The sequence below is a fragment of the Acinetobacter sp. IRS14 genome (assembly GCF_034650275.1).
Taxonomy (GTDB): domain Bacteria; phylum Pseudomonadota; class Gammaproteobacteria; order Pseudomonadales; family Moraxellaceae; genus Acinetobacter; species Acinetobacter oleivorans.
Window position 1 is genome coordinate 1 of record NZ_JAOVFN010000061.1, and the last position, 693, is coordinate 693.

Annotated in this window: 1 protein-coding gene; it reads right to left on the bottom strand. The window is 50.1% G+C overall.

Annotated elements, in window-relative coordinates; translation table 11 throughout:
• A partial coding sequence (gene vgrG, locus ODQ17_RS19060; RefSeq protein ID WP_322905630.1) for a type VI secretion system Vgr family protein occupies window positions 1-693 on the bottom strand: 693 nt, incomplete at both ends.

Genomic DNA, 693 nt, shown 5'->3' on the forward strand with positions numbered 1-693 from the left:
CTTTTGGATGGCTTAAGTTACCCAAGTTGAGCTGGCTTGCTGCATGGCTACTTTGTAACTGGGTACTGATCTGGCCTGTAGTATCATCAAAACGTAGCTGGTTAAAACCTTTACCATCAACTTCTTCTGAGCGGATGCCGCTGAGCTTTTTAGTGTCAGGTAGCTGGCCTTTCTGGTCAAATTGCGTTGGATGCCGTTCAGCTTCATGAATACGGCCCACCACAAATGGGCGATCAATATTGCCATCAAAGAAGTCGACCACAACGATTTCACCGACACGTGGCAAGAAGCGTGCGCCATAACCCGCGCCTGCCCATGGGGTCAGCACATCGACCCAAGCCGAGTCGGTGTCATTGTCGTTACTTCCCGCTCCACCGTCATGACTATGGTCGTCAGTTCGAGTAAACAGGAAGCGGACTTTAATGCGCCCCCATTGATCGACATGAATACTTTCGCCCTCTAACCCAACCACTCTAGCGCGCTGCGGGTGAGCGGCTGGGCGGTGCTCTAGCGGGTTATATTCTGGGACAGCTTTAATGTTGCGTCGAACGACATTGAGTTCAGCAAAGTGACGTTGCTCAGGGTTTTGCGTATCGAGTTGGGCTGCCTTGAGTTTGTCTTTTGGCAACAAGCGTTCGAGTTGCTGTTGTAATTCTTTCGGTAAATTATTCTGGTTGTAGTAGTGCTTGCTTA